Source organism: Vibrio sp. CJQ_6, assembly GCF_043106745.1.
Lineage (GTDB): Bacteria > Pseudomonadota > Gammaproteobacteria > Enterobacterales > Vibrionaceae > Vibrio > Vibrio furnissii.
Genome location: NZ_JBICMV010000012.1, coordinates 212,438 through 238,119, shown reverse-complemented (window position 1 = coordinate 238,119; position 25,682 = coordinate 212,438). Strand labels below are relative to the sequence as shown.

Sequence of the window (25,682 nt, the reverse complement as noted above, 5' to 3'; positions counted from 1 at the left end):
GTAGGAATTAGCCCAACATTGACATCGCCAGCTGTGGCATCATCTTGGTTGCACTCAGCATTTGCGCGCCTGCTTGCATCAGCATTTGGTTTTTCGACATCACGCCAGACTCTTTGGCAAAGTCGGTGTCCATGATGCGACCTTTTGAGGCATCCACGTTTTCCACCATGTTAGCGAGGTTGTTGATGTTGTGCTCTAGGTTGTTGATTTGCGCACCGAATGCTGAACGCGCTGCACCCAAGTCACCGATAAATGAATCTAGACCGTCCATAATATCGCCAATATCAGTATCCAGTTTTGCCGTAGCAAAGTCAGTAATAGAGTCAGACAACGTTTCAAGGGATTCGGATACATCAACCACTAGAACATCAGTTGAACTCGAACCAATTTGGAATGTGACCTTATCGGAAAAAGACCCGCTATCTCCCAGCAACTGTTGACCACCAAAGTTGGTGCTGGTTTGCATTTTGCCCAGTTGGCCAGCCAGCGCTTCGAATTCTGACTGCATCGCAGCGATATCTTCAGCACTGTTGGTGCCGTTCGCCGCTTGCGTGGCCAAATCTTTCATGCGGTACGCCATGTTGGTCATTTCGTCCATAGAGCCTTCAGCAGTTTGCATCATCGAGATGGCGTCTTGTGAGTTACGCATACCGACTGACATGCCGCGCGATTGCGCTTCCAGACGGTTAGCAATTTGCAGGCCCGCCGCATCATCTGCTGCAGAGTTAATCCGCAGGCCGGTCGACAAGCGCTCCATCGAGGTGGTCAGCGCTTTGTTCACCGAGTTCAGGTTGTTTTGTGTCACCAGGTTGGCGTAGTTCGTGTGTAGAGAAATGGCCATAATCAAGTTCCTTGTTAGCCGCTCATTATCGTGAGCTAAAAATTAGTGTGCGATGTTCTCGCGTGTCTAATCATGCTTTACGGCAACTTGGCACATTTTATTTCACTTATTTCGAAAATATTTATAAGTCACTGTTTTTATTGTAAATAAAATCAGAATTATCTCATTCATGCCACTCAAACGATGTAGCCAATCATCACGCGATAGCAGAATCGTCTGACACGCATTCGGCTCCAAAACGCACGCCCCGCCAGTCATAACACCGAAAAATACGTGTACGCCCGAGGAAGATGCGCACGAAGTTGAGCACATAAAAAGGGCGAGCCCATGCTCGCCTTGAAAAAGTGGTGTTGAGATTAACCCAGCATCGACATCGCCAGCTGTGGCATCATCTTGGTTGCACTCAGCATTTGCGCGCCCGCTTGCATCAGCATTTGGTTTTTCGACATCACGCCAGACTCTTTGGCAAAGTCGGTGTCCATGATGCGACCTTTTGAAGCATCTACGTTTTCCACCATGTTGGCAAGGTTGTTGATATTGTGCTCTAGGTTGTTGATTTGCGCACCGAATGCAGAACGCGCGGCACCCAACTCACCGATAAAAGAATCCAATGCATCCATTGCTCCCGTCGCGTTGTCTGCAATGTTCATGCCAGCAATAGGTGCAGGGTCATCATTTCCGTCAACCGCATCAGGGTCACCAGCAAACTGTATTACACTTTCTTCTAATTTTCCGATAGCTTTAGACACATCAATCGTCAACGTATCACTTGAATTAGCACCAATCTGAAACGTAACACCTGCAGCACCGAATGCACCACCAGTACCTAATAATTGTTGACCACCAAAGTTGGTGCTGGTTTGCATTTTGCCCAGTTGGCCAGCCAGTGCGTCGAATTCTGACTGCATCGCGGCGATATCTTCAGCACTGTTGGTACCGTTTGCCGCTTGCGTGGCCAAATCTTTCATACGGTACGCCATGTTGGTCATCTCATCCATGGAGCCTTCAGCAGTTTGCATCATCGAGATGGCGTCTTGTGAATTGCGCATACCGACTGACATGCCGCGCGACTGCGCTTCCAGACGGTTAGCAATTTGCAGGCCCGCCGCATCATCCGCTGCAGAGTTAATGCGCAGACCGGTCGACAAACGCTCCATCGAGGTGGTCAGCGCTTTGTTCACTGAGTTCAGGTTGTTTTGTGTCACCAGGTTGGCGTAGTTAGTGTGTAAAGAAATTGCCATTTTAGAGTTCCTTGTTATTCGCACCCCGTCGTTATCGTCGACACCATGGTGCGAGGCTATGGGTTTCAACCATGCTTTACGGCAACACTGAAGAATTTATTTCACGGACATTGAATTTTTTTTCGTTTTTTTCTGAAAATGAGGTTGGCGTGGACACACGCCCCATCGACACCACACGCGCTCACGCCATCCGCACCAGCATGAGATAGCAAAAAGGCGAGCCCATGCTCGCCTCGAAAAAAGTAGTGTTGAGATTAACCCAGCATCGACATCGCCAGCTGTGGCATCATCTTGGTTGCACTCAGCATTTGCGCGCCCGCTTGCATCAACATTTGGTTTTTCGACATCACGCCAGACTCTTTGGCAAAGTCGGTGTCCATGATGCGACCTTTTGAAGCATCTACGTTTTCCACCATGTTAGCGAGGTTGTTGATGTTGTGCTCTAGGTTGTTGATTTGCGCACCGAATGCAGAACGCGCCGAGCCCAATTCACCGATAAAGGAATCCAATGCATCCATTGCTCCCGTCGCGTTGTCCGCAATGCTCATACCAGTGTCAAGAGGATCGCTAGGGTCATCAGCAAACTTTTCTACACTTTCTCCTAATTTTCCGATAGCTTCAGACACATCAATCGTCAACGTATCACTTGAATTAGCGCCAATCTGGAAGGTAATGCCGTTCTCTTTACCAAAAGCACCAGCTTCACCAAGCAATTGTTTGCCACCGAAACTGGTGCTGGTTTGCATTTTTTGCAATTGTCCAGCCAGTGCGCTGAATTCCGACTGCATCGCCGCCAGATCTTCATCGCTGTTGGTGCCGTTTGCCGCTTGCGTCGCCAAATCTTTCATGCGGTACGCCATGTTGGTCATTTCATCCATCGAACCTTCGGCAGTTTGCATCATCGAGATGGCGTCTTGTGAGTTACGCATCCCCACTGACATGCCGCGCGACTGCGCTTCCAGACGGTTGGCAATTTGCAGGCCCGCCGCATCATCTGCTGCAGAGTTAATGCGCAGACCGGTCGACAAACGCTCCATCGAGGTGGTCAGCGCTTTGTTCACCGAGTTCAGGTTGTTTTGTGTCACCAGGTTGGCGTAGTTCGTGTGTAGAGAAATGGCCATAATCAAGTTCCTTGTTGTCCACTCACATTGTGAGTCAAAATTAGTGATGCGATACGCTCGCGTCTTCAACCCTGCTTTACGACAACACAAAAACTTCCATTTCAATAATTTTAAAATTATTTATAACTTATTGTATTTAAATGCAAAACAAACCCCCCATCCACACTAAAAATATGTAGTGTTTTTCCACATCGCTATCAGACTATTCCTATGCGTGATTATTCAAGTTAGCTCTAAAATAGCGCCCTCTTAATCCGGCTGATGAATCATAAGCATCACCCGGTATCACGTAACAATGAAGACCGCACGCAATGATAAAGGGTTTGAAGATATTCAATTCCAAACTGGCCATTCCAGTTGTTCTCCTGATGGTATTAGCAATGGTGATCCTGCCATTGCCCGCAATTCTGCTGGATGCCTTTTTCACCTTTAACATCATGCTCGCCATTGTGGTGCTGCTGGTCAGTAGCACGGTCAAGCGCGTGCTGGACTTCTCCGTTTTCCCGTCGCTCTTGCTGATTGCCACCTTGCTGCGTTTGACCCTCAACGTTGCATCAACACGTATCGTTCTGCTGGAAGGTCACAACGGGGGCGACGCCGCTGGTAAAGTGATTCAGTCGTTTGGTGAAGTGGTGATCGGCGGCAGCTATGTGGTCGGTATCGTGGTGTTTGTCATTCTGATGATCATCAACTTTGTCGTGATCACCAAAGGTGGCGAACGGATCTCGGAAGTGTCGGCGCGCTTTACGCTGGATGCATTGCCAGGGAAACAGATGGCGATCGATGCCGATCTCAACTCAGGCAACATCACGCAAGAACAAGCACGTACCCGCCGCAAAGAAGTGGGCGACGAGGCCGAATTCTACGGTGCGATGGACGGTGCGAGTAAGTTCGTGCGCGGCGATGCGGTCGCCGGCTTGCTGGTTTTGTTCATCAACTTAGCGGGCGGTGTGATGATCGGGATGTTTGAGCACCAACTGCCATTTGGAGACGCATTTCAAACTTACGCGCTGCTGACCATTGGTGACGGTCTGGTTGCGCAAATTCCGTCGCTGCTGCTGGCAACCTCGGCCGCAATTATCGTGACGCGCATTAGCGACAACGACAACGACATCGCCCAAACCGTGCATCGACAAATTCTGGCCACGCCGTCAATTTTGTACATGACGTCTGCCGTGATGTTCATCATTGGTAGCGTGCCCAACATGCCACACCTCGCCTTCTACAGCTTTAGCTGTGTGGTGGGATTTGTGGCGTGGCGCCAGAGCAAACGCGACACCACGCCAAGCGATGAAGCTGCCCCAATTGAAGCGCCGATGGAGCAAATCTCCTACAAAGATCAGCCCTTAGATTGGTCGCTGATCCCAAGCGTGGACACCATCGCACTGCGCCTTGGATTTAAGTTGGTGCCTTTGGTCACCAAACAAGAGCAAAACGCCTTGCTGAAAAGCATTCGCGGCTGTCGTAAAACCCTCAGCGAGCAGATTGGATTTTTGATCCCCGAAGTGGTGGTCCGAGACGACTTGGCGCTGAAACCATCGGAATACGCCATTTATATTGATGGCGACGAAATCGAACGTGGCGATGTCTATCCCGACATGTTGATGGTGGTTGGCCCCGGCGTCACCGCAGCCAATATTGATGGCACCATCGGGGTGGATCCGGCCTATCGCTTGCCCGCCTTATGGGTTCACAAAGATCACAAAAGCAAAGCCATCAACATGGGCTTTCAGGTGATTGATATTCACGACGTCATTGCCACACACGTGAGCAAAGTGTGCGCCGAGCATTTGGAAGGCATTTTTAACTATGATGATGTGAAAGCGTTGAATGAACGACTGGCGTACCACCATCCGGAGCTGGCGGAGACGTTGTCGACCACCATCACCCCCAACTTACAGATGATGGTGATTCGCAAACTCTTGGCAGAACAGGTGCCCATCATCAACGTGCGCACCATCGCCAACACCTTGATTGAAAGCGCCGATAAGATCAAAGACCCAATTTTGCTGGCATCCAATATTCGTGTTGCGTTAAAACGCACCATTGCCGGTTTGGTCGCACCCAACTCACGCGCCATTCATGCCTTCACCATCGGCAGTAAAATGGAGCAAGAGATCAAAGCGGCGATCACGTTAACGCAGCAAAGCGATCCGAATGCGCCGCTGGATGGCATTCCGCTCGCCGCTGAGATCCTGCAAACGTTCCAAAATAAAATGCCGTCGATCATGCAGACCATGCAAACACAAGGCATGACACCGGTGTTGTTGGTCACGCCGCTGGCAAGACCCATCCTGAGCAAATTGGCGCACACCTTCGCCAAAGGATTGATTGTGTTGTCGTTCAATGAGATCCCGAACGACTACCAAATCACCCCACTGGGTCAAATCGATTCATGATTTTCAGGCCTCACGTCACACCGTGAGGCCTGCCTTTATGCGATTCGCACCGCTCATCCTCCCGCCCTGCCACCACCTCAAATTCAACGCAAAAAAAAGCCTAAGAGAAAACCTCTTAGGCAAAAAAACAAGCACATTCACTGTGAATGTTAGGGGATACACTTATCAGTAACATCGAATACCAATAGCGGAGGAGATGATATGCCTTGGTGTCAGGTGCAGCAACCGCTTGGCGCGACAATCAGATTTAACTGACGCCTAGAGTTCACCATGCCGAAACCTCAAGGTTAAAACTGTTCCACTGCCCCATCACCCACCACTTTCACCGACAACAATCGGCCCGAATCGCGGCTGCGAACCCAAATGGTATCGCCAATCAGCCCGTTGTTTTCTGCCGTCGCGACCGTTTCCAAGGTGAAGCCTGCGGTGCGGTAACGTAAGGTCACACTATGCCCCTGCAACACCACATAATTTTGCTCTAAATGGGCACTGGTGATGAGATGAGATGCGCGAATGGGACGCCGCAATTTGCTGCCGATGACCTGCTCACGCTCACGATAAACCGCGCTTTTGCTGCTGAGCGTCACCCGGCTTGGCGCCACATCCTCCCCTTGCAGGCGATGGCCTTTTTTCAACGGGCGAGTGGCCGTCAGCGCTTCAATATCAATGCTGCTCACACTGGTGGCTTTGATTTTCCACTGTGTCGGACACGATACCCACCAAGATTCCGTGCCCAGTACGTCGGGGGATTTTTTATCAGCATGGAGCGAGGTCGCGCACGGCGCAAGGTGCTGCGCGGCAGGTGCGAGGCGAATGTTGATTTTCGGGTTTTCAAACGCAGAAAACTGCCCATAAAGAGCAGTTTCGATGACAGTCGTCAGGTAGGATTCGATTTGCGTGGCCGCACTTATCGTTTGCGCGCGACTTGTGGTGAACGGCTGCAGGCTCAACACGCCCACTGCCAACGCACAGAACGCGCGATTACGCATGCACCTGAATCCTGAGTGATTCGGTTGCCTGCTGGACGATGTGTTGCTGCTGCACCATCAGTTGGGTGTGGCGCTCTGCCTTGTCTTGGCAGGCCGCAATGGCATCGTGCAATGCATCCGATGCGGCTTTGAGTTTCTCGCCCGTCGGGCCGCCCACGCGATGTACCAGCTCGGCGGCATACCGGCGTTGGGTACACCCGAGCTGAACCGCCAGCGCTTTGCGTTCTTGATGCAACTGCGCAATCGCGTCACTGACGATCGCCACTTGTTGGTTGCATGCGGTCACATTGTCGTGGTCAAATTTCAGGCTGTATTGGCGAATCAAATCCAGCTGTTCTGACAACTGGCGCGCCAAACGCGCACTTTCTACCGTTTTCTGGTAGTACAGTTTAAACCGTTGTTTATTATCCATCAGTTTGAGTTCACTAACGCGTTAGCCAACTCCCTCATGTCGAAGTTGATCTCGCCATTGAGCATCTGTTGACGAATGCTGGCGACATCAACCGTGCGGTTTGTCTCCAATGCCTTGAGTTTTGCACTGCCTTCTGCAATCAGCGTTTGTTCATGCGTGCTCACCGTCACTTCTGGGCTTGACGCCTGTTTGGACAGGGTCGATGGGCTGTCGTTCACCGCTTTGGCTTGGGTTTGCTGAACAGAGAAGTAGGCGTTGCTGGCATCAATTTTCATTACGTTATCCTGATGTATCGGTCACTGCGACACAGTTACATTACGACGACTTTTTTAAATTCATTTCACTTTTTTATCAACGAAACGACATTTTCTCGGTTGGGGCCCACGTAGTGGCGATGAATGCTGTTCATCGCGGCGCGTTGATCCTGTGCAAACAGCGTTTTGATCGTCTGTCCTAAGTCTTCGGCCGCCGAGTGGCAAAATTCAAGCATTTTCTCGGAGCGAAAACGCTGCGCATCCAACACCGCTTTGCAATGCTGATGCATGGCATTGACCCGCTCAACCACGCTCTCTATCGCACTGAGCGCATCGGCTGCATGCACATCCACCATGGTGATGCGCTCGACGGTTGCCTGTTCGGGCTGCACCGCGACCGTAATTGGCACATCCTGCGGATAGCGGCCGCCTTGGCCGGAGATATACGCCTGCAAATCCCACAACCGCCACTGCGCATCGGGCATCGCGACCACCAGCTTGTTGTGGTCGTCTAAACGCAGCCGCATGCGGGCAAAGCCAAACGTCAACGCAAATTGCTGAAATAGCGCGTGATCACTGGCTACGCGATCAAAGGCGAGTGGAATCATTTTGTTGTTGATGTACAACGTGACGATCTCATTCGTCAGACGTTCACGCACCAAATCCAACCCCGGCACCTGAAACTCAATGTCAGCGCCCGTTTCGGTGCACGGCGCAAACGACGAATCGAGAATATAGCGGCCAAACAACTGCGTGTTCACCGCCGAGGCGATGTCACGTTTGTGCACATCAATTTGGTTAAACCGCTCCGGCGTGTAGTCGCCAGCACGCACCAGATTGCGAATGCTGATCGACGCTTTCGCGATGCGCTTGAGCAGCTCGGCCGCCAACATCAAACTGCTGACCGCGCGATGCGAGTCCGCCAGTTCAGCGATGAGCCGTGGACGCTCTTTCAAGCGATTAAGCGCCTGACGCGAAAGTTGCTGCGTCATTTGAACCGACTGCACCGACGCGGTTTTTTGTGTTTGCTCTGTGCGCGCACTGGCAACATGAGCGGCGTGCGCCCCGCGCAAGCGCCCGGCAGAACGGTCGATAGACCCCGATTTCACGCGCGCCCCCTTACGTCAAACGCAGTTCATTGGACAAACTGAGTTGAATCGTGCCCTCTTTTTGCAAGCGACGAACAATCTCCAGAATCTCTTTTCTGGCGCCTTCCACTTGGCTGACTGGAACCGCGCCAGAGCGCTCAATGTTTTCGCGCAGTTGTGTCGCCAATCGGGTTGGCATGGTGCTGAAAATGACCTGACGGTTCTCATCCGGCAAGCCTTTCATCGCCATCGCCCATTGCTCGGTCGTCACCTCATTGTTGATGACATCGATGGTCTCCGAGCTTTGTGTAAACAGGGTGTAGAAATCAAACATCGCTTCTTGAATTTCCGTCGCGGTTTTTTCATCGCGCTCGGTCAGGTATGCAAAGATCGACGTTTTATCGCCTTGGAAGCGGTTGATAATGTCGGCCACCACTTTGGTCCCTTTAAGGGTTTGTGGCGCGCCATTGTTGTAATGATCTTTGCAGCGTTGAATCAAATCTTTCAGGGTTTCAGCGATGGCCGCGGTGAGCACCTGCGTTTTGGTGATCTGATAAATCAGCTCGTTGCATTCATCAATGCTGTATTGCTCCAGTACCTTCGCCGTGTAATCGACCGGCAAATGGGCGATGAGCAGCGCTTGCATCATGATGTGCTCTTTGCGCAAATCGTCAGCCAAAATATCGGCCGGAATCCACACCAGTTGCTCCGCGTAAGAGCGAATTTCATCGCCGTAAATCTCAGAAACCAAGTCTTTTGCCAAGTTCCCGTTTAGGGTTTTTTCCAACACGTTGGTCAGGTATTGGCGCGTGCCGCCGATGATCCCGGAGTGTTTACGAAAATCATCAAAAAAGCCGATGATTGACTTCAAGGCGTCATCCGCTTTGATGTCTTTCATCTTGCTCATCGCATGGGCGAGCTTTTTGATCTCATCGTGAGAGAATCCTTTCAGAACTTCCGCACTGATGTCTTCCCCCAATGTGAGGATCAGCAAGGCGACCCCTTCAACATTTTGGTAGACGTTCAACGGTGGATTGGGAGTACTGTTCATGCGTTCATCCAAGTTCTTAGAATTTCGGTCACTCGTTGTGGATCATTCTGAGCAATGGTTTTGAGGTGCTGAATTTGGATTTCCAGCGGGCTGTCCGATTCCGGCAAGGTATCGTGCAGCGCTTTAATGCCAGCCGCATCCAACGACAACGTATCCAGCTCTTGCGGGCTGTGGTTTGGCAACGACGGCGCTTGACCCGCTTGGCTTGCCAACAGCGCTTCATCGCCCGCAGTGCCCATCGCACTCTCAGCCGACAGCTCGTTCAGCGCTTTCGCCTCGCTGCTCTCGTCATTGTCTGGCTTGGTCAGGAACTGCGCCAACGGACGCAGCACCAACACAATCAGCAGCACCGACATCAAGACACCAAATCCATATTTCGCTGCTTGGAACACGCTTGGGTCTTTATACCAAGCCAGCGGTTCGACTTCTTTCATCGCCGACACCACAAACGGGAAACTGGAGACGTAGATCTGATCGCCGCGCACCGCGTCGTACCCGACTGCGTTTTGAATCACGTTGGTGATGCGCGCAAGGCTCTCATCCGACCAACCTTCTGACGTGGCGCTGTGTTCATTGACGATAACGGAAATGGTCAGTTTCTCCAGCACGCCTTGTTGATGCTGTACGTGCACCACGCGCCCGCCCACGGCGTACTCGCGTTTGGCTTCATTGCGCACATTGCGCGATTCCGGCGTCGCATTGGTGTCGCCATCGGTCACCGGTGGCGTATTACTCAGCGCACCCGGAATACCGAGTGCCATTGAACCTGAATTTTCGTCATTGAAGATGGTTTCTGAGCGCATCACTGGCGCGCCGTAACTCTCTTCCGTTTCCTGACGTTTCGAGAAATCGACTTTGGCTGCCACTTGAACGCGGAAGTTCGCCGCGCCTAAAATCGGCGTCAGCATGTCTGACGCTTGGCTCACCAAACGGGTTTCCAACGTGCGGCGAAAATCGTTTTGGCGATCGCCCGAATGGCTGATGTCACCCATCGACCCATCTTTGGACAGCAATCTTCCGTATTGGTCAATCACACGGACGTTTTCCGGTTTCAAACCGATGATCGCACCAGACACCAAGTTCACAATCGATGTGACCTGCGCCGATTTAAGATCCATGCCGTCAATCAGTTGGACCATCACCGAAGCTTGTGCTTGTTCTTGGTCTTTGCGTTTGAACAGCGAGGTTTTCGGAATCGCCAAATGCACCCGGGCCAACGCAATGGACTCCATGGTAACGATACTGCGAGCCAGCTCGCCTTCTAAGGCATGGCGATAGCGCGCCGATTCCATGAACTGACTTTCGCCCAGCGCGCCTTTACTTTCCAAAGCGTCAAAGCCGCTTGGCAGTTGCTGTTTCAAGCCTTTCGCTGCCAACATCATGCGCGTGGTGGCCACATCTTTGGCTGGCACCATGATCTGCCCGCTGTCTTTATTCAGCTCATATTTCAGGCCAGATTGATCGAGCAGTTGCAGCACTTGGCTGGAGTCATAGTTGGAAGAGTTACTGTAAAGCGGACGATAATCTTCTGACGATGCCCAAAGCATAATCACAATGATCGCGGCTGAGATCATTGAGAAAATGGTAATAATGACAACGTTGCGTTGAGAACTGCTCCAGAACGATTTCGCGTTCTCCAATGCAGCTTGCAACTTGCCAGAAGTGGCAGAGGTCACGATCGTCACCTCTTTTTCATTCGCCATATATTAATGCCTATATCTTGTTCTAAATTTGCATCTTTATGATGTCATTGAAGTTCGAAACCATCTTGTTCCGAACTTGCATCAACGCCGAAAACGATAGCTGCGCTTTCTGCGCGGCTACCGTGGCACCAATCAAATCATCGCTTTGGCCCAGCTCGACTGCCGTAATTTTGGCTTCTGCCAGTTTTTGGTGGGCGTCAACAGTATCAAAGATTTGCTTGAATGTGCTGCCGACACGCAGATCTGAGTCTTTTCCTACGTGGTTACCGGAAACCGCGTTCACCGACTCAAACGTCGGGTTGCTGATCACGCGGCTGCTGTTCAAACGCTCAAGCATCGCGTGCTCAAGTGGACTGATTGCGGGGAATTCCATGGTTTATCTCCTGCTGAGTAAAGCGGTCATTAACGTCTGACCAATTCAATTTCAACGCGTCGGTTGGCCAATCGCCCCTCTTCGGTTGCATTGTTGCCCACCGGGTAGCGCCCGCCCTGCCCGCGAATTTCCATCATCTCGGTGGGCACGCCCGCCATCATCATCCAATAGGCAACATCGTCTGCGCGGCGACGGGACACGCTCAGGTTCACCACCGTATCGCCATGACTGTCGCTATGACCTGTGATGCGCACGGTTTTGATTTTCGGATCAAACAGCACCAATTCGCTGATGGCTTCCAATTGGCTGCGCTGGTTTTGGGTCAGCGCCAGAACGCCTGATTGGAAATTGAAGATGGTGGTCTTCGCTTGGCGATAACTGATCGGGGGCAATGCACTGGTACAGGTCTGAAATGCATCCAACGCCGGACGCATGTTCACGGTGGGAAAAGTGACGCTGTGAAAATCGTCACGCACCGTCAGCCACGCACCAGCGACAATGTCGCGGTAGATAAAGTCTGCGCCTTGCGCCACGGTGATGAGCTTAGGCGTGCGCGTAAACTCATTCACCAAGGTTTCTTCGTAGTCGTGGCTGCCCCATCGAGGCATCTCACTTTGCACAATCAGCCCCTGATTAAATGATGCAACGCTGCGCCCAGACAGCGACAGCGCGAGCGGCTTGCCACCTGCGCTTTCAAACCGCACGTTGACGCCGGAATAGCGGTCTTCCACCGTGAGTTCGCAGCCATCATCGGCTTTTTTGCCGTGCCACTGAATCTCGTCAAACGGCACCACGTAATCGGCTGCACCAACACAAAAGGCAGCACTCGACAGTGCTGCTATCACAAGAGAACGGGAGGTCATCGGCGTTACATTAAATCAAACAGCGTTGGGCTGTTCATGACCGTCATGAACGTGGACTGCGCCGCTTTAAGCGTCAGCATGCTTTGTTCCAGTCGCACCGAAGCTTCCACGTAATCCAGCTCTTGAATGCTGCTGTGCAGCGTGGTCGCGTAGTGTTCGGTGTCAATGCTATTTTGCAACATACGATCCAGCGTGCTGTCATTGGCGCCCAGCACGGCCACCGAGTTCATCACATCGCGCTGCGTGGACTGGGCCACATCAATCGCGGACGCTAATGTTTGGGTGTAATCGCCGGTCGGATTTTTGATTTCCGCAATCGCGGCATCAATGGCATTGAAAAATTCACTGCTGCCCGCAAGCATGTCCTGCGCGGTCACATTGTTGGCAATGGTGGTGTCGGCATCGACTTTGGTAAAACGCTGCTCTTCGTTTCCTAAAAACGCATAAGGCGGCGTGGTTTCAATCGCCGGGGTGTTCACATCGGTGCCGGAGAACAGATACACGCCATCACTTTGCTTATTCAGCAGCGACAGCGCTTCGTTTTTCAACGCTTCCAGTTCGGTGACGATGCCTGCCATCGCCTCTGGGTCGAGGGTGCTGTTTTGCGCTTGCAGCAGCAAATCCGATACGTCCATGGCCACGTCGTTGAAACTGGTCATGTAGGTTTCGTACTGCGCATACCCCGACTGCACACTGGCGATGTTTTTCTGAGATTGCAACGCACTGGCGATGGTTTTCTCCAGCCCTTGTAACTTGTATGACGCAATCGGATCATCAGATAAATGATTGATTTTATTTCCGGTTGCGATCTGTTCGGCCACTTTGTTGATGCTGACATTGTTGTCCATCATCGCGCGGCTCATCATTGAATTGAACTGAGTATCAGTGACTCGCATAAAAATATTCCTGATTAAAACGAATTCAGAACGGTGTCGAACATTTGATTGGCGGTCGCAATCACTTTCATGTTGGCCGAATAGGCGTTCATGTACATCATCAGGTTGGCCGCTTCTTCATTGGAGCTGACCGCGCTAATGCTGTCGCGCGCCGATTGCGCTTCGGTCAAGCCGATCATCGCCGCTTTGTAATCGCCTTGCGCTTTTTGCGACACCACGCCGACCGTGCCGAGCATTTGCGCGTACACATCGTAGATGTTCACTTGTTCACCGTTGATATCGATCGGTTGATTGGCAAGCTTTGCCAGCTCGGTCGCAATGTCGGCATTGCCCACGCTGCCATTGGATGAAAACGCCAGCTCAGCCGCCGTGATGTTGGATACCGACAAGGTCGACGCCGGATTAGCCGGATCGTAGGTAAAGAGCGGCTGACCCGGATTGCCATTGAGATCAGTACCCGTCATCAGCAGCGCATTCACGGCATCGGCAAACCCAGCCGCCATATCATTAAGCTGCGCCATAATCGGCAGATACTGCTCATTTTTGAGTGTGTCGATCGCGCCCAGCTCGCCGCCTTTGGGATCTTTAAACGCAAACGACTCGCCATTAAAACGGACGGTGATCTCGGTGCTGTATTTGTCGCCTGAAGACGTATCAACGGACAATTGCGCCACATGCGAACCCACCACCAGCGGTTGGCCTGACTGCGTTGCCAGCTCAACGGTGCCATCTTGGTTGTAGAGCACGTTGATCCCCATCGATTGAGACACCAAGTTCAGCTCGGTATCGAGGGCGTCTTGATAGGCTGAAATGTCGTGCCCTTTGGCGCTCGCCAAACGGATCTGCTCATTGAGCGTCGCCACGTTTTGCAGTTGGCTGTTCACCTGCGTCAGTGTGGTCGATTGCTGCTGAATCGCAGTATTCAGATGGTTGGACAGTTGATTCATGGTGCCGTTGAAACGGGCGCTCAAGCTCTTGGCATTCGCCAGCACTTGGGTGCGATAAACCAAGGACTCGGGGCTTAGCGTGGATTCTTCCAACGCGGCAAAAAAGTCGTTCAGCCCTAAGCTAACGTTGAGGCCTTCCATCCCCAGCACGCTTTCGATGTTTTTCATGCCCGACATGAACGCCAGATGGTGTTGCAGCTCGGTGTTGGCTGAGCGCAGACGCTCGACCGCCGCTTGGTCTGACACGCGGCGAATGCTGGTCACCGACACGCCGCTGCCCGCACTGTTGGGGCCGGCATTGCCGTAAACCACCGCACTTTGATCCACCACTTTGCGGCTATAGCCTGCCGAGTTGATGTTGGCGGTGTTTTGCGCCGTCACATTCATGGCCACCTGGTTGGCCATGGCGCCGGATAAAGCAATATTGTACATACTCATGGGTTATACATTCCTCATGTGCTGGCCTGAGAGTTGTTGGTAGAGCATCTCTGCAAGGCCAAACGAGCGTTGCTGCGTGACCGACATCGCCAGTTGGTTATCTAACATGCTCTGAAACATCGAGTTTGAATTGTTGGACAGGGGGTTCTCTTCATCGCCCAGCGCTTCAGTTGCCGAGCGCATGCGTTTGAACAGCTCTTGAACAAACAGCGCTTCAAACTGACGCGACACTTCGCGCAGCGCGGCATCTTGGTCCGCGTCATACTTGATGGACGCCAATGCCTGTGGATCGAGATAGAACGCGTTGTTTTGGCCTGCCACCGATTGCCCCTCAAGGCGTGATGCCACCGCCGCCACATCGTCAAACGCTGCCAGTTGCTGCCACGCCATATCGGCTGTGGCGCCTGTTTCTGGTGTGACCGTGTTCGCTGCGGGAGTGTTACTCGCGGAAGTGCTGCTCGCGAAAGTGTCACTCGGCGCTGGCCGATGTGCCGCACTCACGTTCGGCGCCGCCGTAGACGGCGTTAAGGCCAATGAATCAGAATGAAGCGGAACATAACATTGCTCCGCCACCCACTGTATCGGGTTGGATCGCACCGGCGCGTCAGTTAATTCTGGTTTCGCCGCCGACTCGATACCAAAGATGCGTAGAAAATCAGCAAACATCAGATCACCACCAAATTGGCATTGATGGCACCCACTTCGTCCAGCGCTTGCAGAATCTGCATCAAGGTCATCGGCGAGGCGCCAATGTGGTTGATTGCATCCACGATATCCTGCAGTTGCGTGCCTTCTGGCCACACCATGGCGCCGTTGTTCACTTCCTCAATGTTGATGTTGGAGTCGGCAATCACGGTTGTCTGGCCTGGCGCATTGATCGAACCGCTGCTGTTGGGTTGTGACACCAGTTTGTTCTCTTGAATGCGAACGGTTAAACCGCCTTGCGACACAATCGCCTGCCCCACCGTCACGCCTTGGCTCATCACCACGGTGCCGGTTCTGGAGTTAAACACGATGCGTGGCGGCTCGGCGCCAATATCTACATCAAGCGTTTCAACCATCGACAAAAACATCGAGCGATCTTCACTGTCGAGCGGCGCGGCAATTTCTACCGTGCCTTTGTTGATCACTTTGGCCACGCCACGCCCAAACGTGCGGTTAATGGCTTTGGAAATATTGAGTGCGGTTTGGTAGTTCGGTCGCTTCAGTTGCAGCATCACCATCGGCTCTTCGTCGACGCCTTGGGTGAACGGCACTTCGACAGTTGCGCCGTTGGGAATGCGCGCCACGGTCGGCGTATTGTGTGTCACGCTGGAGCCGTCATTGGCGTCGATGCGAAATCCGCCCACCACCAAATGTCCTTGCGCCACCGCATAAACGTTGCCATCAATGCCGCGCAGCTCGGTGATCAGTAGCGTGCCGCCGCGTAAACTTTTGGCATCGCCGATTGACGCCACCGTCACATCCAGCGTTTGCCCCGGACCTTTGTGCGCATCCACCGTCGCCGTCACGCTCACGGCCGCAACGTTTTTCAGTTTCGGCTTGCCGCTTTCTTGTAGCTGAACACCAAACTGCTGCACCATGTTGACGATCGATTGCTGGGTGAATTTCACCTGCGATTTATCACCGGTGCCATCCAGCCCGACCACGACGCCGTAGCCAATCAACTGGTTGTGGCGATCGCCATACACATCGGTGATGTGCGAAATCGGCACCGCCCAGCTCAGCGGGCTCACCGCCACGCACAACACGCCCAAAACCCAGGCAAAAAAACGTTGGTTTCGCATCAGAATGGCATCCATGGTGAATTGAAGAACTGGGTTAACCAGCCCGCCGTGTTGGTGTCGGCAAAGCTGCCACGGCCCGCGTAAGTAATGCGCGCGTCGGCAATGCGTTGGGACGACAGCGTGTTATCGGCGCTGATGTCACTGGCCCTGACGTTGCCCGTCAAACGAATGAATTCATCGCCCTGATTGAGCTTGAGCCATTTTTCGCCGCGCACTCGCAGCACGCCGTTGGGCAACACTTGATACACGGTCACGGTGATCGAACCACTCAGGCTATTGCCCTGTTTCGAGGCAGCGCTGCCAGCAAAATCGCGGTTGCCGCTGGCACTGGCGGACAGGTTGTCGAACACATGCGTGCCCAAGGTTGGCACATTGAGTGACGCGTTGGAGTTCTTGCCATATTTGGTGGTGGCGCTTTTGTCTGACTCGGTTTTTTCATTCAGCAATACGGTCAAAATATCGCCAACGCGATAGGCACGGCGATCCTGAAACAGCGTCATGGCGGCATTACCCGTGTAGAGGCTGCCTTTGCTCACGCGCGCCACGTCGTAGTTGATTTCCGGCGGCGCGAAATCCGCATCATCCGGACTGGGCGGCACGAAGTCAGAGGTGCGCCCCGCGCACCCCACCAACGTCATGCTCACCAGCGCCAGTACCACGTACCGCTGGTTAAATCGCCGCCAAGCGCTCGCCATCACGTTCACGCTACGCATCATGTGTTATTGGCGATGTATTGCAGCATCTGGTCGGCGGCGCTGACCATTTTGGCACTCATCTCATACGCGCGCTGTGTGGAGATCATATCGACCATCTCTTCCACCACTTGCACGTTCGAGGTTTCCAGCGCGCCTTGTTTGATCACGCCCGCGCCATCGGTGCCAGCCACCAGTTCCATCGCTTCACCCGACGCTTCGGTTTCCGCCAACAGGTTGGCACCTTTCGCCGTCAAACCCGATGGGTTCATGAACTTCACCAGCGTGATTTCACCCAATTGCTCTGGCTCGACTTGGCCTGAAACCACCGCCGACACTTGGCCGTCTTCGGTAATCGTCACCAACGTGGCGTTATCCGGCACGTTGATTTCCGGTTGCAGCAGGTAACCTTGCGTGTTGACGATGGCGCCATCCGCGTTCAGATGAAACTGACCGTTGCGGGTATACAACACTTCCCCTTCCGGGCCTTCGATTTGGAAGAAACCGTCGCCGACGATCGCCAAATCAAACTGCTGGCTGGTGTTGTTGATGTTGCCCTGCGTGAACACTTTTTCCGTGCCCGCGACTCGCACACCATTGCCAAGCTGCACGCCCGTTGGGTGTATATTTAAATCGTTGGTACCCGTACCGGCTTGTTTTTCGACCGAATAGAACAAGTCTTCAAACACCACGCGATCGCGCTTAAAGCCAACGGTATTCACGTTGGCCAAGTTGTTGGAAATTGCCGTCATTTTGGCGTCCTGCGCCGCCATGCCGGTTTTGGAAATCATTAATGCGTTATGCATATGTCACATCTCACTGATTTAGGCTCTCAGCAGTTGATTGCCCATTTTTTCTATTTCACTGGCCGACGCCATGGCTTTCACCTGCATCTCATATTGGCGGGTCAGCGCCATCATGCTCACCAGCTCATCAAGGCTTGATACGTTACTGCCTTCTAGGTAGCCAGAACGCACCGCCACCTCAGGATCAAACGCCAACGTCTCGCCTTGCTTTGGCACAAACAGGCCGGAGGTGTGCAACGTCATGTCGGCATATTCCGGGTTGACGAGCTTGAGCAGGCCAATTTGCATTTCTGCGCCGCCCCCTGGTGGCGTGATGCTGATGGCACCATCGCTGGCGATGTTGATGGCCTGAAATTCCGGCACTTCAATCGGACCGTCTTCGCCCAGCACTTGGCGATCGCCCAGCAGCAATAAACCGTCACTGCTTAAGCGAAAGTTGCCCGCGCGGCTGTAGAGTTCTTCTGGCTCGCCCGCTTGGCCTGCCACGGAAAAGAAACCTCGACCGGGGATCTGTACATCCAGATCGCGCCCAGTGCGCACTTCTGCGCCGGGGGTAAAATTGGTGGACGCCGAGTTGGTTCGCGTGGTGACCGAGGATTGAAATCCAGAGCCAGCCACCGCCATCGCATCGGAGTGTTCCATCAACGACTTGAAACCGACGGTGTTGGCATGCGCAAGGTTATTGGCGCGCACTTCCTGAGCCAACATGACTCGTTCCGCACCTTTCGCGGCCGTGAATAGAATCGGATTCATGATTAAACCGCGTTAAACAGCGACATCATCAATTGATCCGCTGTGGTAATAGTTTTGGTGTTCGCTTGATAGTTGCGCTGCGCGCTCATCAAATGCACCAGTTCAGACGTGAGGTCGACGTTTGAACCTTCCAGCACGCCCGAGGCCAATTCACCAAACTGGCCAGAGCCGGGAATGCCATACACTGGCTGACCAGAGCCGTAAGTCTGCGTCCAAGCGGTGTTGCTGGTTTGCATCAATTCTTGTGGCGCGTTGAAGTTCGCCAGCACCAATTGCCCTTGCAGCAGCGACTGACCGTTGCTGTAAGTGGCGTACACCATGCCGTTGGCTTCCACACGAATGTCGGTGAAACTGCCGGAGGTATAACCGTTTGGATTATTCTTTGAGACGACAAAATCGCTGCCGTATTGACTCAGGTTCGTCATGTCAACGGTGATGTTCAGGGTATCGGCACCTGCTGCTGACGCGCTGATGGTGTACGCCGTTGCTGAGGTCAGATTACCCTTGGAGTCGAATGTCGCTGGCGTGGTCGTCAATGTGCTGGTGTCACCATCGACAATGGAGTGAATCTCCCACGTGTTGTCACCCGTTTTGACGAAGTACTGCGTCAAGGTGTGTTCGTTCCCTTTGGAATCGTAGACCGGTGTGGTGTACGAGTTGTTGTACGAATCCACATTCTTCGGGTCAAACGGATTCTCCTTGGTATCAATCGCATCCACACGGTCATCGAGGTTGGCGGCGAAGTCGACTTTATTGGTCGCTTTCGCTTCTAGAGACGACATGTCCACCTTGAGCGGCCCCATGGAGCCTGCCAACAAGTTGTTGTTGCCATCCACAGTGTAGCCTTGCAAGCTGCCGCCGGTATTGGAAATCACGTTGCCTTGTGAATCGAGGCCAAATACGCCCGAACGGGTGTAACTCAGTTGGCCGTTTTTATCTTGCACGACAAAAAAGCCTGAACCCGTCAGCGCCATGTCCAGTGAGCGTCCAGTGGCCGACATGGATCCGGTCGCTTCGAAGTTCTGGCTGATGCCCATCACCTGCACACCGCCAGCTTGCTGGCCGTTGTATACCGAACCAAATTCCGTGCGTGATTCTTTGAATCCAGTCGTGGATACGTTCGCAATGTTGTTCGAAATCGTATTCAGTTCCTGATTCGATGCATTTAAGCCACTCAGGGCGATGTTAAAACTCATACATCATTCTCTTGATTAGTCTCTTCGCTTTTCTTGCCAAAAGAGGAAATTTCATAAAATGGAATGTCACCGACACCATGAATGGTGAGCACACTCGCGCCGCCGGTTGAAGGCACCGTGACTTTCTGTACTGTGCCTTCCAACGTGATCGCTGGCGTGTAGTTCTGACCCTCATCAACCACAACGGTCATCTCGTATTTGCCTTTCAAGCCCAGCTTTTCGGCATCAATCGAGAAATCCACTTTGCCTTCCGACTGAGCGCCCAGTGGAATACGCGTAACATTGCCCGCTTCATCCACCAGCTCCAGCGTCACCGTGTTGGAGGATGACGTCAGCTCAATGGAGCCGTTGTAAGTGCCCTCGCCATCGGCGTGCAGCGTATCGGTTCTGACAGACACGCTCTGCCCCACCAAGCCTGCCGTAGTCAGCACTTGCAAGTTGTCCATCATGATCGCGTTGTTGTTGAGGATCGACACCATGTTGTCCGTGCTTTGCACCTGCGCAAACTGCGCCAGTTGCGTGACGTATTGCGTGCCATCAGTGGGGTTCAACGGATCTTGGTTTTGCACCTGCGCCACCATTAAGGTGATGAATTCGTTGTATAAAGAGCTCGTACTGTTTGCATTGGTGGTGGTTTTGGTCGATGCAGACTGCACCGTCACACGCGTATCCACTCCCGCGACGACTGAAGTCGTTGCCATTTAGAGCTCCCAGATTCGCATCAATGACTGTTGCATTGATTTCACGTTATTGAGCACTTCCACGTTGGCTTCAAAGCTGCGTGTGGAAGACATCATGTCGGCCATTTCATTCACAACGTTGATGCCCGAGTGGTACACGTAACCTTCGTTGTTCGCCAAAGGGTGACCCGGTTCATAGCGACTTTCTGACATGCCCGACACTTCGATCACATCGGCGATGCGCACGGGCACCGAGCCGGATGCAGACTGCGCCGACAGCGAATTAAACACCGACGTAAACACCGGCTTGAGCGGCTTGTAGACATCATTCGGGTTCGACGCAACAGAATCTGCGTTGGCCAAGTTACTGGAGATCGTGTTGAGCCGAATCGTCTGAGCCATCATGGCCGACCCCGACGTTTCATAAATACCGTTAAACGACATAGCGCCTCTTCATTGATTTATTGCCCTTCGATAGCCCGTTTCAAGCCCGAAATTTTTGACTTCAGAAACTGCAAGCTCTGCTGGTATTCCATGTTGTTCTGCGCAAATCGGGCTTGTTCCGATTGCAGTTCCACGGTGTTCCCGTCTCGTGAACGTTGCACCGGAATGCGATACAACGATTCGGTTTGAATACCGATGGCGCTGGTCTCTTTCATCAAACCGGTCATCACGACGTTAAAGCTCACGTCTTTGGCTTTGTAATTGGGGGTATCGGCGTTGGCGATGTTCGAAGCCAGCACAGAGGTTCGCTCTGTTCTGAACTGCAGCATCATCGGATGCACACCCAAGGCCTCATCTAAATTAATCATGTTCTAAACCGTAACAATTGAATTTCAGAACCAATAATTAAAAAGTGTCGGACTGAAAATGGGTCAGCATTATAATTAATATCGATTAAACCAAATGTAAGAATAATCCGATCGGGACGAAAGATGAGGCGTATTGCGGGGTAAAAAATTTATCTTACAATATTCTGACTAATTAAAAATTGAACCCAAAATTCTCTTATGTATAATGCGCCGCCTTATTATATTTATGTGTTTTGGAACATCATATGAAACTAATTTCTATTGTGGAGATAGGCAATCATAAGAGCCTTTTAACGAAACGCGTAATCGATTTCATACAAGCGCAACAAATCCAGATTAAAACGCTTTTTGAGAAATCATTATCCATTAAAAACATAGAGTTAGAAGTTACAGAAGCCGAAGAATTGCCCGCATCGCTGTACACCTGTCACTTTTCAATCGGCGAACTTGGCACCCTCAGTGCCTCATTATCATGCCGAGGCATCGATAATATTTTTTGCCGACATCTGAATATTCCTACATGGGTGTCAGACGATATTTTAAATTATGAAAAGCTCACGTTTTCGCACGTTAATTTCTTTCATCGACAGGTCATAAGTCTTTTAGAGATCTTATTTCCAAAAATAAAGGTCGACCTATTAAAAAGCGAAACAACTCAGCAAACTTCCATTGACATTAATTTGTCTTTGGTTGCGAACGAATGTCAAGAAGAACTATACATCAGCTTTAGTAACGAGCTGCTGGATTATTTCTCGGATGGATTAAAGAAACAAAAAGATTTCAATGTTCACGACGTTCAACACCAGCTGAATGACATACCGTTTAACATTAACGTCGTCCTGATGAAAAGCGAACTTTCCATCAACGATGTCAATGCGATTGCGGTCGGCGACTTCATTGAATTGCAGAAATACGATCTGCTGGACGTGAATGTCGAAAACCAAACTCTGTTCAAAGGCCAACTGATTGTTGGCGAGAATGCTCAATTAGGAGTGAAGTATGCGTGATGATTTAGACGCTTTTGATGAACCGATGGATGACTTGGATCTACTCGGTGATGATCTGGATTTTGACGGCCCAGCCATGGCCGATGAACTGTCTTCACTCCCCCAAGACACGGCGCTGCCTACGGGCAATAAGTCCAACATGGGGCTGATTCGTGATATTCCGGTCGAAGTCACGGTGGAAGTGTCTCGCCGCCGCTTACCACTCAAAGAGATCATGAGTATCGAACCGGCGTCGGTCATCATGCTCGACAAGCAAGAAGGTGAACCGGTCGATATCAAAATCAACGGTGTGTTGTTTGGCACCGGGAACATCATCATCCAAGACGGCAAATACGGTGTGCAGGTGCTGGCGCTGGTCAACAATGAACACCATGAATAAACGCTGGGCAGGATGGCTGGTCGCCATCCTCTTGGTCGGGCTACCGTCTTGGGCATCTGCGCAAGACATCAGCCTGTTCACGATTCACGATGCGTCGGGAACCAGTGAATACTCCGCCAAGCTGCAAATTTTAATCATGATGACGATGCTGAGTTTTGTGCCAGCATTCATCATCATGTGTACCTGTTTTACGCGTATTATCATTGTGTTATCGATTTTGCGCCAAGCACTCGGCTTGCAACAATCGCCCCCCAACCAAGTGTTGGTCGGCTTGGCCTTGGTCTTCACGCTGCTGATCATGCGCCCAGTGTGGACCGAAATTTACGCCGACGCGTACCAGCCATACATGCAAGAGAAAATCACCTTGAGCGAGGCCATCAGTACCGGGGCCAAACCGCTGCATCACTACATGCTGGCGCAAACGCAAGTTCAGACGCTGGAGCAAGTGACCAAAATCGCGGGTGAATCACTGGCGGAAAATGACGATGACATTCCGTTTTTGATCCTGTTACCGGCGTACGTGTTGAGTGAGCTGAAAATCGCCTTCCAAATTGGCTTTATGGTGTTTCTGCCGTTTCTGGTGATCGACCTGGTGGTGGCATCAGTGCTGATGTCGATGGGGATGATGATGCTGTCACCGCTGATCGTGTCACTGCCGTTTAAACTGCTGGTGTTTGTGGTGGTCGATGGCTGGGGCATGCTGGTGAGTAGCCTATCGCAAAGTTTTTGGATGGGAGGCTAAGATGACGCCCGAAATGTCCGTCACGCTGGTTGCTCATGCGTTGTGGGTGATCATCGCCATGGTGTCGGTGTTGATCGTGCCCAGCCTGCTGGTTGGCCTCATCGTCGCGGTGTTCCAAGCCGTGACGCAAATCAACGAACAAACGCTCAGTTTTCTGCCTCGTTTGCTGGTGACCATGGTGTCGATCATCGTGACGGGCCATTGGCTGTTGATGAAGCTGACCACGTTGTTTGAGACCATTTTTCACAGCGTTCCTAGCCTGTCCCAATGATGGATGTCACGTTCACGCAACTGACCGAATGGTTGGGCATTTTGTGGTGGCCTTTCGTTCGCTTCAGCGGTTTCTTTTTGGTCGCGCCAGTGTTTGGCGACAGCAAAGTGCCGCTGATGACCAAAGTACTGCTGGCCCTGTGCTTTTCGCTGCTATGCGCGGGCATGGTGACGAACGTGCCGAGCTTTAATCCGTTCTCCCTGCAAGCCGTGCTGTTTGGCCTGTACCAACTCAGCTTCGGACTGATTTTTGGACTTGCGGTGCAGATGTTCATCACCATCTTTACGCTCGCCGGGCAAGCGCTGTCGATGCAAATGGGCTTATCGATGGCGATGATGAACGACCCCAACAGCGGCTCCAGTGTCGCCATCACCGGGCAAATTTTCTCGCTCACCGCGATGCTGCTGTTTTTGTCGATGGATGGGCATTTGATTGTGCTGGATGTGTTTGTCGACAGTTTTACCCTGTGGCCCATGAATCAGCCCTACCCGTTTGAGAGCATCAAGCACCTGATTTCCCTATTCAGCTGGATGTTTTCATCCGCGCTGATCATTTCGATTCCGGCCATCATTACCATGCTGCTCAGCAACGTCACCTTTGGGTTTATGAGCCGCATTGCGCCGTCGCTCAACGTATTTGTGCTCGGCTTCCCGATGACCATGTTTTTGGGGCTGTTCGCGTTGCTGATTTCGATTTATGGCATCGGCGACATCTTTTTCAATCTGCTCACCGAACTGCACGAGCACTTAAACATCATGTTGAGGATGTCATGAGTAGCGGCGATAAAACCGAACAGGCCAGTAGTCAGAAGCTAGATAAAGCCCGCAAACAGGGGCAAATTGCGCGCTCCAAAGAGTTCTCCAGCGCGATCATGTTGATGGTGTGTATCGGCTACTTTTATGCCAACGCCGATAGTTTGTCTGGCCACCTCATGCAGCTGTTTGAAGTGTCGTTTCGCTTTTCGGCCGAATCGCAAAGCGATCACGACCACATTCTGCATTTGATCACGCAAAGCTTGTATTTGATGATCAAAGTGTTTGCGCCACTGATCATCTTTCAATTCATCGCATCAGCGATTGCCACCTGCCTGTTGGGCGGTTTTCATTTTAACCTCAGCTTGCTGGCGCCGAAGTTTTCCAAAATTAACCCACTCAGCGGGATCAAACGTATCTTCTCGAAGCAGACGCTGGTTGAGTTTCTTAAAAACGTGGCCAAGATCAGCCTGATTTTCGCGTTGCTGTATTACATGATCAGCACCAACTTTCACATGATCGGCAGCTTGGTGCGCGCGTCGTTTCAAACCACCATTCACTTCTCATTGCAGTATGTGTTGGAATTGCTGGGCATGCTGATTTTGATTGCGATTCTGTTTGGCGTCATCGACATTCCGTACCAAAAAATGACGTTTGGCACACAGATGAAGATGACCAAACAGGAAGTCAAACAAGAACACAAAGAGCAAGAAGGCCGCCCGGAAATCAAAAGCCGCATTCGTCAGATTCAGATGCAAAATGCGCGTCGCTCAGCCAGCCAAACGGTGCCCACTGCCGACGTGGTTTTGATGAACCCGACGCATTTTGCCGTGGCACTCAAGTACGATTTAACCAAAGCGGAAGCGCCGTTTGTGGTCGCCAAAGGCAAAAACGAGGTCGCCTTTTACATTCGTATGCTCGCCGAACAACATCAGGTGGAGGTGTTGGTGGTGCCAGAAATCACCCGTTCGATTTATCACACCACACAATTGAACCAGATGATTCCCAACCAGTTGTTTCTCGCAGTGGCGCAGATTTTAAAATACGTGCAACAGCTCAAATCGTGGAAAACCGGTCAACAAGGCAAACCAGCCAAGCTGCCGGCCTTCGTGATCCCAGACAACTTGCGCTACTGAGCGTTTGACGTGAAAGGGTCGAATGGCATCGACCCAGCAAAATACGAGGGACA

General features: G+C 52.0%; 29 protein-coding genes. 7 read left to right on the top strand and 22 right to left on the bottom strand.

Annotated features, from left to right (window positions below; all coding sequences use genetic code 11):
• Positions 1-7: 7 nt before the first annotated feature.
• The 3 genes from lafA (ACF8PK_RS08060) to lafA (ACF8PK_RS08050) all read right to left on the bottom strand — a co-directional run bounded on the left by lafA (ACF8PK_RS08060) (position 8) and on the right by lafA (ACF8PK_RS08050) (position 3,203).
• Positions 8-841, bottom strand: a complete 834-nt coding sequence (lafA, locus tag ACF8PK_RS08060) for a lateral flagellin LafA (protein WP_392440701.1) — start codon at positions 839-841, stop codon at positions 8-10.
• Between the two features lie 356 nt (positions 842-1,197).
• On the bottom strand, positions 1,198-2,082 hold the full coding sequence (gene lafA, locus ACF8PK_RS08055) for a lateral flagellin LafA (RefSeq protein ID WP_392440700.1): 885 nt from the start codon (positions 2,080-2,082) through the stop codon (positions 1,198-1,200).
• Between the two features lie 254 nt (positions 2,083-2,336).
• Positions 2,337-3,203: a lateral flagellin LafA gene (lafA, locus tag ACF8PK_RS08050; protein ID WP_392440699.1), complete on the bottom strand. Its 867-nt coding sequence runs from the start codon at positions 3,201-3,203 to the stop codon at positions 2,337-2,339.
• Positions 3,204-3,514: 311 nt separating this feature from the next.
• On the opposite strand from lafA (ACF8PK_RS08050), the gene ACF8PK_RS08045 reads away from it, so the two are divergent.
• Positions 3,515-5,602, top strand: a complete 2,088-nt coding sequence (locus ACF8PK_RS08045; RefSeq protein WP_038151275.1) for a flagellar biosynthesis protein FlhA — start codon at positions 3,515-3,517, stop codon at positions 5,600-5,602.
• A 287-nt stretch (positions 5,603-5,889) separates the two neighbouring features.
• Here the strand turns inward: ACF8PK_RS08045 and flgA are convergent, their stop codons facing one another.
• The 19 genes from flgA to ACF8PK_RS07950 all read right to left on the bottom strand — a co-directional run bounded on the left by flgA (position 5,890) and on the right by ACF8PK_RS07950 (position 21,342).
• Entirely contained in the window at positions 5,890-6,591 is a 702-nt protein-coding gene (gene flgA, locus ACF8PK_RS08040) for a flagellar basal body P-ring formation chaperone FlgA (protein WP_392440698.1), read from the bottom strand.
• Positions 6,584-7,003: a flagellar export chaperone FlgN gene (gene flgN / locus ACF8PK_RS08035; protein ID WP_014205305.1), complete on the bottom strand. Its 420-nt coding sequence runs from the start codon at positions 7,001-7,003 to the stop codon at positions 6,584-6,586. Before flgN ends, flgA begins: the two co-directional genes overlap by 8 nt.
• Positions 7,003-7,278 carry a flagellar biosynthesis protein FlgM gene (locus ACF8PK_RS08030; RefSeq protein ID WP_392440697.1) on the bottom strand — a complete coding sequence of 92 codons (276 nt, stop codon included), beginning with the start codon at positions 7,276-7,278 and terminating at the stop codon, positions 7,003-7,005. The genes flgN and ACF8PK_RS08030 overlap by 1 nt, the downstream gene beginning before the upstream one ends.
• A 65-nt stretch (positions 7,279-7,343) precedes the next feature.
• On the bottom strand, positions 7,344-8,366 hold the full coding sequence (locus ACF8PK_RS08025) for a hypothetical protein (RefSeq protein ID WP_392440696.1): 1,023 nt from the start codon (positions 8,364-8,366) through the stop codon (positions 7,344-7,346).
• A gap of 10 nt (positions 8,367-8,376) precedes the next feature.
• A complete protein-coding gene (locus ACF8PK_RS08020) occupies positions 8,377-9,396 on the bottom strand; it encodes a FliG C-terminal domain-containing protein (protein WP_004726314.1) in 1,020 nt (339 codons plus the stop codon).
• Entirely contained in the window at positions 9,393-11,099 is a 1,707-nt protein-coding gene (gene fliF, locus ACF8PK_RS08015) for a flagellar basal-body MS-ring/collar protein FliF (RefSeq protein ID WP_238810421.1), read from the bottom strand. The genes ACF8PK_RS08020 and fliF overlap by 4 nt, the downstream gene beginning before the upstream one ends.
• A 22-nt stretch (positions 11,100-11,121) precedes the next feature.
• The gene (locus tag ACF8PK_RS08010) at positions 11,122-11,472 is read right to left on the bottom strand and encodes a flagellar hook-basal body complex protein FliE (protein WP_014205308.1); all 351 of its coding nucleotides are present in this window, start codon (positions 11,470-11,472) and stop codon (positions 11,122-11,124) included.
• A 29-nt stretch (positions 11,473-11,501) separates the two neighbouring features.
• Positions 11,502-12,335 carry an OmpA family protein gene (locus ACF8PK_RS08005; protein WP_238529574.1) on the bottom strand — a complete coding sequence of 278 codons (834 nt, stop codon included), beginning with the start codon at positions 12,333-12,335 and terminating at the stop codon, positions 11,502-11,504.
• 5 nt (positions 12,336-12,340) lie between these two features.
• A complete protein-coding gene (locus ACF8PK_RS08000; protein ID WP_392440695.1) occupies positions 12,341-13,231 on the bottom strand; it encodes a flagellar biosynthesis protein FlgL in 891 nt (296 codons plus the stop codon).
• Positions 13,232-13,245: 14 nt separating this feature from the next.
• Positions 13,246-14,616: a flagellar hook-associated protein FlgK gene (gene flgK / locus ACF8PK_RS07995; protein ID WP_392440694.1), complete on the bottom strand. Its 1,371-nt coding sequence runs from the start codon at positions 14,614-14,616 to the stop codon at positions 13,246-13,248.
• 3 nt (positions 14,617-14,619) lie between these two features.
• Positions 14,620-15,282 carry a rod-binding protein gene (locus ACF8PK_RS07990; protein WP_392440693.1) on the bottom strand — a complete coding sequence of 221 codons (663 nt, stop codon included), beginning with the start codon at positions 15,280-15,282 and terminating at the stop codon, positions 14,620-14,622.
• Complete coding sequence (locus ACF8PK_RS07985) at positions 15,282-16,403, bottom strand: flagellar basal body P-ring protein FlgI (protein ID WP_055466392.1); 1,122 nt, start codon at positions 16,401-16,403, stop codon at positions 15,282-15,284. Before ACF8PK_RS07985 ends, ACF8PK_RS07990 begins: the two co-directional genes overlap by 1 nt.
• Positions 16,403-17,041 carry a flagellar basal body L-ring protein FlgH gene (gene flgH, locus ACF8PK_RS07980; protein ID WP_041942698.1) on the bottom strand — a complete coding sequence of 213 codons (639 nt, stop codon included), beginning with the start codon at positions 17,039-17,041 and terminating at the stop codon, positions 16,403-16,405. Before flgH ends, ACF8PK_RS07985 begins: the two co-directional genes overlap by 1 nt.
• A gap of 74 nt (positions 17,042-17,115) precedes the next feature.
• Positions 17,116-17,901, bottom strand: coding sequence for a flagellar basal-body rod protein FlgG (gene flgG / locus ACF8PK_RS07975; protein ID WP_004726324.1), 786 nt, complete (start codon positions 17,899-17,901; stop codon positions 17,116-17,118).
• An 18-nt stretch (positions 17,902-17,919) separates the two neighbouring features.
• Positions 17,920-18,654 (bottom strand): flagellar basal body rod protein FlgF, encoded by a 735-nt coding sequence (locus ACF8PK_RS07970; RefSeq protein ID WP_014205313.1) that lies wholly within the window; start codon positions 18,652-18,654, stop codon positions 17,920-17,922.
• A 2-nt stretch (positions 18,655-18,656) separates the two neighbouring features.
• Entirely contained in the window at positions 18,657-19,850 is a 1,194-nt protein-coding gene (flgE, locus tag ACF8PK_RS07965) for a flagellar hook protein FlgE (RefSeq protein ID WP_004726326.1), read from the bottom strand.
• Positions 19,847-20,551 (bottom strand): flagellar hook capping FlgD N-terminal domain-containing protein, encoded by a 705-nt coding sequence (locus tag ACF8PK_RS07960; RefSeq protein WP_154181011.1) that lies wholly within the window; start codon positions 20,549-20,551, stop codon positions 19,847-19,849. The genes flgE and ACF8PK_RS07960 overlap by 4 nt, the downstream gene beginning before the upstream one ends.
• On the bottom strand, positions 20,552-20,974 hold the full coding sequence (flgC, locus tag ACF8PK_RS07955) for a flagellar basal body rod protein FlgC (protein ID WP_004726329.1): 423 nt from the start codon (positions 20,972-20,974) through the stop codon (positions 20,552-20,554).
• Positions 20,975-20,991: 17 nt separating this feature from the next.
• Positions 20,992-21,342, bottom strand: a complete 351-nt coding sequence (locus ACF8PK_RS07950) for a flagellar basal body protein (RefSeq protein ID WP_038151279.1) — start codon at positions 21,340-21,342, stop codon at positions 20,992-20,994.
• Positions 21,343-21,587: 245 nt separating this feature from the next.
• On the opposite strand from ACF8PK_RS07950, the gene ACF8PK_RS07945 reads away from it, so the two are divergent.
• The 6 genes from ACF8PK_RS07945 to flhB are packed head-to-tail and all read left to right on the top strand — an operon-like array spanning position 21,588 to position 25,629.
• Entirely contained in the window at positions 21,588-22,349 is a 762-nt protein-coding gene (locus ACF8PK_RS07945) for a FliM/FliN family flagellar motor C-terminal domain-containing protein (protein ID WP_143679171.1), read from the top strand.
• Positions 22,342-22,728: a FliM/FliN family flagellar motor switch protein gene (locus tag ACF8PK_RS07940; protein ID WP_004726332.1), complete on the top strand. Its 387-nt coding sequence runs from the start codon at positions 22,342-22,344 to the stop codon at positions 22,726-22,728. The genes ACF8PK_RS07945 and ACF8PK_RS07940 overlap by 8 nt, the downstream gene beginning before the upstream one ends.
• Positions 22,721-23,470, top strand: a complete 750-nt coding sequence (gene fliP / locus ACF8PK_RS07935) for a flagellar type III secretion system pore protein FliP (protein ID WP_004726333.1) — start codon at positions 22,721-22,723, stop codon at positions 23,468-23,470. Before ACF8PK_RS07940 ends, fliP begins: the two co-directional genes overlap by 8 nt.
• 1 nt (position 23,471) lies before the next feature.
• Positions 23,472-23,741 (top strand): flagellar biosynthetic protein FliQ, encoded by a 270-nt coding sequence (locus ACF8PK_RS07930; RefSeq protein WP_004726334.1) that lies wholly within the window; start codon positions 23,472-23,474, stop codon positions 23,739-23,741.
• Complete coding sequence (gene fliR / locus ACF8PK_RS07925; RefSeq protein WP_392440692.1) at positions 23,738-24,514, top strand: flagellar biosynthetic protein FliR; 777 nt, start codon at positions 23,738-23,740, stop codon at positions 24,512-24,514. Before ACF8PK_RS07930 ends, fliR begins: the two co-directional genes overlap by 4 nt.
• Positions 24,511-25,629 (top strand): flagellar biosynthesis protein FlhB, encoded by a 1,119-nt coding sequence (flhB, locus tag ACF8PK_RS07920; protein ID WP_392440691.1) that lies wholly within the window; start codon positions 24,511-24,513, stop codon positions 25,627-25,629. Before fliR ends, flhB begins: the two co-directional genes overlap by 4 nt.
• Positions 25,630-25,682: the final 53 nt, after the last annotated feature.

Excerpts from the sequence above, each read along its gene's own strand:
- flgA (WP_392440698.1), bottom strand. The coding sequence starts at position 6,591 with ATGCGTAATCGCGCGTTCTGTGCGTTGGCAGTGGGCGTGTTGAGCCTG.
- ACF8PK_RS07970 (WP_014205313.1), bottom strand. The coding sequence starts at position 18,654 with ATGAATCCGATTCTATTCACGGCCGCGAAAGGTGCGGAACGAGTCATG.
- ACF8PK_RS07985 (WP_055466392.1), bottom strand. The coding sequence starts at position 16,403 with ATGCGAAACCAACGTTTTTTTGCCTGGGTTTTGGGCGTGTTGTGCGTG.
- lafA (WP_392440701.1), bottom strand. The coding sequence starts at position 841 with ATGGCCATTTCTCTACACACGAACTACGCCAACCTGGTGACACAAAAC.
- flgK (WP_392440694.1), bottom strand. The coding sequence starts at position 14,616 with ATGAGTATGTACAATATTGCTTTATCCGGCGCCATGGCCAACCAGGTG.
- ACF8PK_RS08000 (WP_392440695.1), bottom strand. The coding sequence starts at position 13,231 with ATGCGAGTCACTGATACTCAGTTCAATTCAATGATGAGCCGCGCGATG.
- flhB (WP_392440691.1), top strand. The coding sequence starts at position 24,511 with ATGAGTAGCGGCGATAAAACCGAACAGGCCAGTAGTCAGAAGCTAGAT.
- fliR (WP_392440692.1), top strand. The coding sequence starts at position 23,738 with ATGATGGATGTCACGTTCACGCAACTGACCGAATGGTTGGGCATTTTG.
- flgG (WP_004726324.1), bottom strand. The coding sequence starts at position 17,901 with ATGCATAACGCATTAATGATTTCCAAAACCGGCATGGCGGCGCAGGAC.
- ACF8PK_RS07940 (WP_004726332.1), top strand. The coding sequence starts at position 22,342 with ATGCGTGATGATTTAGACGCTTTTGATGAACCGATGGATGACTTGGAT.
- fliP (WP_004726333.1), top strand. The coding sequence starts at position 22,721 with ATGAATAAACGCTGGGCAGGATGGCTGGTCGCCATCCTCTTGGTCGGG.
- lafA (WP_392440700.1), bottom strand. The coding sequence starts at position 2,082 with ATGGCAATTTCTTTACACACTAACTACGCCAACCTGGTGACACAAAAC.
- ACF8PK_RS07960 (WP_154181011.1), bottom strand. The coding sequence starts at position 20,551 with ATGGCAACGACTTCAGTCGTCGCGGGAGTGGATACGCGTGTGACGGTG.
- ACF8PK_RS08020 (WP_004726314.1), bottom strand. The coding sequence starts at position 9,396 with ATGAACAGTACTCCCAATCCACCGTTGAACGTCTACCAAAATGTTGAA.
- flgH (WP_041942698.1), bottom strand. The coding sequence starts at position 17,041 with ATGACGTTGGTGGGGTGCGCGGGGCGCACCTCTGACTTCGTGCCGCCC.
- ACF8PK_RS08010 (WP_014205308.1), bottom strand. The coding sequence starts at position 11,472 with ATGGAATTCCCCGCAATCAGTCCACTTGAGCACGCGATGCTTGAGCGT.
- ACF8PK_RS07945 (WP_143679171.1), top strand. The coding sequence starts at position 21,588 with ATGAAACTAATTTCTATTGTGGAGATAGGCAATCATAAGAGCCTTTTA.
- flgN (WP_014205305.1), bottom strand. The coding sequence starts at position 7,003 with ATGGATAATAAACAACGGTTTAAACTGTACTACCAGAAAACGGTAGAA.
- ACF8PK_RS08030 (WP_392440697.1), bottom strand. The coding sequence starts at position 7,278 with ATGAAAATTGATGCCAGCAACGCCTACTTCTCTGTTCAGCAAACCCAA.
- ACF8PK_RS08045 (WP_038151275.1), top strand. The coding sequence starts at position 3,515 with ATGATAAAGGGTTTGAAGATATTCAATTCCAAACTGGCCATTCCAGTT.
- ACF8PK_RS07950 (WP_038151279.1), bottom strand. The coding sequence starts at position 21,342 with ATGATTAATTTAGATGAGGCCTTGGGTGTGCATCCGATGATGCTGCAG.
- lafA (WP_392440699.1), bottom strand. The coding sequence starts at position 3,203 with ATGGCCATTTCTCTACACACGAACTACGCCAACCTGGTGACACAAAAC.
- flgC (WP_004726329.1), bottom strand. The coding sequence starts at position 20,974 with ATGTCGTTTAACGGTATTTATGAAACGTCGGGGTCGGCCATGATGGCT.
- ACF8PK_RS07990 (WP_392440693.1), bottom strand. The coding sequence starts at position 15,282 with ATGTTTGCTGATTTTCTACGCATCTTTGGTATCGAGTCGGCGGCGAAA.
- fliF (WP_238810421.1), bottom strand. The coding sequence starts at position 11,099 with ATGGCGAATGAAAAAGAGGTGACGATCGTGACCTCTGCCACTTCTGGC.
- ACF8PK_RS08005 (WP_238529574.1), bottom strand. The coding sequence starts at position 12,335 with ATGACCTCCCGTTCTCTTGTGATAGCAGCACTGTCGAGTGCTGCCTTT.
- ACF8PK_RS07930 (WP_004726334.1), top strand. The coding sequence starts at position 23,472 with ATGACGCCCGAAATGTCCGTCACGCTGGTTGCTCATGCGTTGTGGGTG.
- flgE (WP_004726326.1), bottom strand. The coding sequence starts at position 19,850 with ATGAGTTTTAACATCGCCCTGAGTGGCTTAAATGCATCGAATCAGGAA.